The 5,738-nt window shown below is 72.8% G+C and carries 5 protein-coding genes, 1 pseudogene and 1 riboswitch; of the genes and pseudogenes, 4 read left to right on the top strand and 2 right to left on the bottom strand.

Features of this window, described 5'->3' with window-relative positions:
• The 4 genes from B7767_RS24370 to B7767_RS24355 all read left to right on the top strand — a co-directional run.
• Positions 1–1,099: PLP-dependent aminotransferase family protein (locus B7767_RS24370; protein WP_085574079.1), on the top strand; the 1,099-nt coding region annotated here is incomplete at its 5' end.
• A gap of 156 nt (positions 1,100–1,255) precedes the next feature.
• Positions 1,256–1,594, top strand: coding sequence for a hypothetical protein (locus B7767_RS24365; RefSeq protein ID WP_085574078.1), 339 nt, complete (start codon positions 1,256–1,258; stop codon positions 1,592–1,594).
• A 7-nt stretch (positions 1,595–1,601) separates the two neighbouring features.
• On the top strand, positions 1,602–2,786 hold the full coding sequence (locus tag B7767_RS24360) for a glutathionylspermidine synthase family protein (protein ID WP_085574077.1): 1,185 nt from the start codon (positions 1,602–1,604) through the stop codon (positions 2,784–2,786).
• Between the two features lie 83 nt (positions 2,787–2,869).
• Positions 2,870–2,970: riboswitch (ZMP/ZTP riboswitch) on the top strand.
• A gap of 29 nt (positions 2,971–2,999) precedes the next feature.
• Complete coding sequence (locus B7767_RS24355) at positions 3,000–4,445, top strand: glycine hydroxymethyltransferase (RefSeq protein ID WP_085574076.1); 1,446 nt, start codon at positions 3,000–3,002, stop codon at positions 4,443–4,445.
• Positions 4,446–4,514: 69 nt separating this feature from the next.
• Here the strand turns inward: B7767_RS24355 and B7767_RS24350 are convergent, their stop codons facing one another.
• Complete coding sequence (locus B7767_RS24350; protein WP_085574080.1) at positions 4,515–5,267, bottom strand: hypothetical protein; 753 nt, start codon at positions 5,265–5,267, stop codon at positions 4,515–4,517.
• A gap of 131 nt (positions 5,268–5,398) precedes the next feature.
• Positions 5,399–5,738 (bottom strand): annotated as a pseudogene (locus B7767_RS24345) (hypothetical protein); the annotation flags it as partial.

The following is a 5,738-nucleotide window of genomic DNA, read 5'->3' as shown; positions in this document are numbered from 1 at the left end:
CCCCACCCCGGCGCGCGCCCCCGGCCGGCTTCCGTACGACCTCGTCCCGGGCACCCCCGACCTCGCCTCCTTCCCCCGCGCCGAGTGGCTCAAGGCCGCCCGCCGCGCCCTCGCCGCCGCCCCGCACGACGCCCTCGGCTACGGTGACCCGCGCGGCCGCCCCGAACTGCGCACGGCCCTCGCCGACTACCTCGCCCGAGTGCGGGGCGTACGCGCCGACCCCGAACGGATCGTCGTCTGCTCCGGTTTCGCCGGCGGCCTCCGCCTCCTCTGCGAGGTCCTGCGCGCCCGCGGCGCCCGCACCCTCGCCGTGGAGTCCTACGGACTGGACGCCCACTGGGACCTGGCCGCCCGCGCCGGCCTGACCACCATCCCGCTCCCCTTCGACTCCCTCGGCACCCGCGCACAGGACCCGGGCGCCGCCGACGCGGTGCTGCTCAGCCCGGCCCACCAGTTCCCTCTCGGCGGCGCCCTGCTGCCCGAGCGCCGCGCCGCCGTCGTCGACTGGGCGCGCCGCACCGGCGGACTGATCCTGGAGGACGACTACGACGGTGAGTTCCGCTACGACCGCCAGGCCGTCGGCGCGCTCCAGAACCTCGACCCCGACCGCGTGGCCTACCTCGGCACGGCCAGCAAGTCCCTCGCCCCCGGCCTCCGCCTGGGCTGGATGGTCCTGCCCCCGTCCCTGCTCCCGGACGTCGTCGCCCACGGCGGCGGCCGCTCCGTGAGCGTCCTCGAACAGCTCACCCTCGCCGAGTTCCTCACCTCCGGCGCCTACGACCGCCACGTCCGCGCCGCCCGCCTGCGCTACCGCCGCCGCCGCGACCGTCTGGTCCAGTCCCTCGCCACCCGGGCCCCCGACGTCCGGATCACCGGCATCGCGGCCGGCCTGCACGCCGTCCTCCGGCTCCCGCCCGGCACCGAACGGTCCGTGGTCCAGGCCGCCACCTGGCAGAACCTCGCCGTCCACGGCCTCTCCCGCTTCCGCCACCCCGCCACCGCCACCACGGCGGGCGACGCCCTGGTCGTCGGCTACGCCACCCCGCCGGACCACGCCTGGACCGGCACCCTGGACGCCCTGTGCCGGGCACTGCCCTGACGTACCAAGGCGGCATAACGCACCAAGAGCCGCAAACGGACGGCGGGGGAGTGCCGCCGACGGGGGGCTCCTGCGCGTGCCGTCCGGGCGGTCTCTAGGCTGTCCGCCGCGAGCCGGGAGAGGTGACCCGGGGGTATGCGAGGGGGAGTGAAGGGCATGGCGGAGACACGGCGGCGGCTGCGGTCCAGCACGGTGGTGCTCGGAGGGATGGGTGTGCTCGCGGCGGCACTGTCGGCGTGCGGGTCGGATCCGGACCGGCGGTGCGTGGACCGGGACAGCTACGACTACCTCAACGGCTACAAGGTCGTCGCCGACAAGAACTGCAAGTCCTCCGGGAGCACCTCCGTTTCGATCGGCAAGACCCGCACCGACGCCGACTGGTACTACGACGCCGACGTCAGCAACGGCTACGCCGACCACGGCACCTTCAGCCGCAGCGAGGCCGTCGACCGGGGCGGCTTCGGCTGCTCGGGCTCCGGCAGCAGCGGCGGCTGACCGGATCATGGAACGGCGTACGACCGAGCCCCGTCCCGGCTGGCAGGAGACCGTCGAGGAGCAGGGGCTCATCTATCCGCTCACCCGCTACCCGGACGGCTCCCTGCGCCCCTACTGGGACGAGAGCGCCTACTACGTCTTCAGCCTGGAGGAGGTCGAGGCGCTGGAGGAGGTCGTCGAGGAACTGCACGGCATGTGTCTCGCCGCCGCCGAGCACATCGTCACCGCCGACCGCTTCGCCGACCTCGGCATCACCGACCCGCGCATCGCCCGCGTGGTCGCCGAGGCCTGGCACCGGCGCGCCGAACTCCCCTCCGTCTACGGCCGTTTCGACCTCCGCTACGACGGCACCGGTCCGGCCAAACTCCTGGAGTACAACGCCGACACCCCCACCTCCCTGGTGGAGGCCGCCTCCCCCCAGTGGTTCTGGATGGAGGAACGCTTCCCCGGCGCCGACCAGTGGAACTCCCTCCACGAACGCCTCGTCGACGCCTGGAGGAAACAGGCCGGCCTCCTCCCGCCGGGCAGCCCCCTGTACTTCGCCCACTCCTCCGCCGACGAACTCGGCGAGGACCTCATGACCGTCGCCTACCTCAAGGAGACCGCCGAGCAGGCCGGCCTCGACACCGACTGGCTCTCCATGGAGGAGATCGGCTGGGACCGCCTCTCCGGCCGCTTCGTCGACAACGGGCTCCGGTTCATCCGCAGCATCTTCAAGCTGTACCCCTGGGAGTGGCTCACCACCGACCGCTTCGCCGACCACGTCCTCGACACCCTCGACAACGGCGGCGGCACCGGCACCACCCTGTGGATCGAGCCGGCCTGGAAGATGCTCCTCAGCAACAAGGCCCTCCTGGCGATCCTCTGGGAGCTCCACCCCGGCCACCCCAACCTCCTCCCCGCCCACCTCGACGGCCCACGGGACCTGGCGGACACCACCGGCTGGGTCGCCAAGCCCCTGCTCGGCCGGGAGGGCGCGGGAGTGACCCTCCACGAGCCCGGCTCCGACCCGGCCCCCCGCGAGGAACCCTGCTGCTACCAGCAACTCGCCCCCCTCCCCACCTTCGACGGCAACCACGTCGTCCTCGGCACCTGGGTGGTGGAGAACGAGCCGGCGGGCCTGGGCATCAGGGAGTCGTCGGGCCCGGTGACGGACGAGTACGCACGCTTCCTGCCGCACGTGATCCTCTAGCGCGCCGCCCGCGTCGACGAGGCGGAGCCGACGCCCGCATGGTGGACGCCTCCCCGTGGCACTTCGTGCCACCCGGTAATGTGACCGTGGGCCGTGACTGGCGCGCAAGGATGGGAACAACCATCGGGAAGCGGCCCCGGACCCTCCGGGTCCGAAACATGTGCCGTGCGCCTGGGCCGACCCGAACGCCGACCACAACGTCCGGAGGTCCCCATGTCAGCCGAGCCCACCCCCGCCTCCAAGGCCTACCGAGCCGCGCTCGACGTCATCCGCACCGTCGAGCCGCGCGTCGCCGACGCCATCGGCCAGGAGGTGGCCGACCAGCGCGAGATGCTCAAGCTGATCGCCTCCGAGAACTACGCCTCCCCGGCCACCCTCCTCGCGATGGGCAACTGGTTCAGCGACAAGTACGCCGAGGGCACCATCGGCCGCCGCTTCTACGCCGGCTGCCGCAACGTCGACACCGTCGAGTCGCTCGCCGCCGAGCACGCCAAGGAGCTCTTCGGCGCCCGCCACGCCTACGTCCAGCCGCACTCCGGCATCGACGCCAACCTGGTCGCCTTCTGGTCCGTACTCGCCGACCGCGTCGAGGCCCCCTTCCTGGAGAAGACCGGCGCCCGCCAGGTCAACGACCTCTCCGAGGCCGACTGGGCCGAGCTGCGCCAGGCCTTCGGCAACCAGCGCATGCTCGGCATGTCCCTGGACGCCGGCGGCCACCTCACCCACGGCTTCCGCCCGAACATCTCCGGCAAGATGTTCGACCAGCGCTCCTACGGCACCGACCCGGCCACCGGCCTCATCGACTACGAGGCCCTGCGCACCTCCGCCCGCGAGTTCAAGCCGCTGATCATCGTCGCCGGCTACTCCGCCTACCCCCGTCTGGTGAACTTCCGGATCATGCGGGAGATCGCCGACGAGGTCGGCGCCACGCTCATGGTCGACATGGCGCACTTCGCCGGTCTCGTCGCCGGCAAGGTCCTCACCGGCGACTTCGACCCGGTCCCGCACGCCCAGATCGTCACCACCACCACCCACAAGTCGCTGCGCGGCCCGCGCGGCGGCATGGTGCTGTGCGACGACTCCCTCAAGGACCAGGTCGACCGCGGCTGCCCGATGGTCCTCGGCGGTCCGCTCCCGCACGTCATGGCAGCCAAGGCCGTCGCCCTCGCCGAGGCCCGGCAGCCCGCCTTCCAGGACTACGCCCAGCGCATCGTCGACAACTCCCGCGCCCTCGCCGAGGGCCTGATGCGCCGCGGCGCCACCCTGGTCACCGGCGGCACCGACAACCACCTCAACCTGATCGACGTCGCCACCTCCTACGGCCTCACCGGCCGCCAGGCCGAGGCCGCCCTGCTCGACTCGGGCATCGTCACCAACCGCAACGCCATCCCGGCCGACCCCAACGGTGCCTGGTACACCTCCGGCATCCGCATCGGCACCCCCGCGCTGACCACGCGCGGCCTGGGCACGGCGGAGATGGACGAGGTCGCGGGCCTGATCGACCGGGTCCTGACGACGACCGAGCCCGGCACCACCAAGTCCGGCGCCCCCTCCAAGGCCGCCCACGTCCTCGACGCGAAGGTCGCCGACGAGATCTCCCGCCGCGCCACCGACCTCGTCGCCGGCTTCCCGCTCTACCCGGAGATCGACCTCGGCTGAGGCGGCCCGGCCCAGCTCGACGCGCCCCGCGGCGGTCCGGTCATGTACCGGGCCGCCGCGTGCCCGTCATCAGGCGTCCAGCAGCTCCTGCCGTGGCCCCGGATCATCCTTCCGTCGGCGGATCGGCGGCCACCGCGTCACATACGGGCGCAGCACCAGGGCCAGCGCCGCTCCGGCCACCATCCCCGGTATCGCCCACCACCAGTCGGTGCCGTCGCCCGCACCCGACGCGGCCCGTGTCCGCGAATCCGCCGCCGCGTCCTGCTCCGCACCGGAGCCCGGTGTGCCGGATCCCGCGGTGGCGCCGGTGGTCTCGGTCTCCCAGGGCACCGGGTAGATGTCGGGGGCCGGGTCGGTCCCTGTCGTGTGGCTCATCACGCCCAGCCCGTACAGCAGCTTGTGCAGGTCGGACGGGTCCTCGGCGCGGTGCCAGACGCCGTTCGGCGTCTCCGGGAGTTTCGCCGCCGTGTGTATCCACACATCCTCCTCGATGCTCCCGAGGAAGACCCGGTCCACCCGCCAGGGCGTCACGTCGTGCAGCATCCACGACACGTTGATCAACCGGACCGAGGCCAGGTCGGCCTCCGGCGGCTTGTCCCGGGTGCCCCTGTCGGACGGGCCGAGCAGCCGCTCCAGCTGTCCGTACTCCGCGTCGGAGTAGTACAGCGAGGCGGTCTCCTCGCTCCCCGGCGAGACCACCAGCACGCTCGTCGGCCCCCCGGCGGAGGCCGGCGCCGCTCCCCACACCATCAGGGCCAGCGCCGCTGTGAGCGCGCCCATGCCCGCCGTCAGTTGTCGAATCCTGCCCTTCCACCCGCGCATCCGGACCCCCACTCGGCCGGTCGATCCCCCTGCGACCCGCCCACGAGCCGCCTGTCACTTCTGGTACACCGGCCGCCCCGCCGGGGTTCCCAGTCGGCGCACCACGAATTTCACGACGCGGGGACACCGGGCTACCGGCCTGCCTCCTCGACCGCCTCCGCGATCTCCAGTGCCCGCGCCTTCGACGCCACCCCTTCCAGCCGCAGCGTCACCCCCTCACCGGCTCCGCCGCCGTGCGGCCACAGCAGCGTCGGCCCCGCCGTGCGCTCCTCCCGGGTGAACCGGTGACCGTCCGTGTCCACCAGCCAGAAGCTCAACACGTGCGGCCGGGGGAACCACAGGACCGGCTCCGGTACCCCGTCCTCCTCGCCCAGCGACAGCCACTCCGGCTGCTCGCGCACGCTCTTGACGAAGGTGACGTCCAAGCGGGCCGGGAACTCGTCGAGACGGATCGTCCGCCCTTGCTCCCGC

The sequence above is a fragment of the Streptomyces sp. 13-12-16 genome, from assembly GCF_002114215.1.
Lineage (GTDB): Bacteria > Actinomycetota > Actinomycetes > Streptomycetales > Streptomycetaceae > Streptomyces.
The sequence above is the reverse complement of the archived record's forward strand: the minus strand, read 5'-3'. Positions and strand labels throughout refer to the sequence as shown.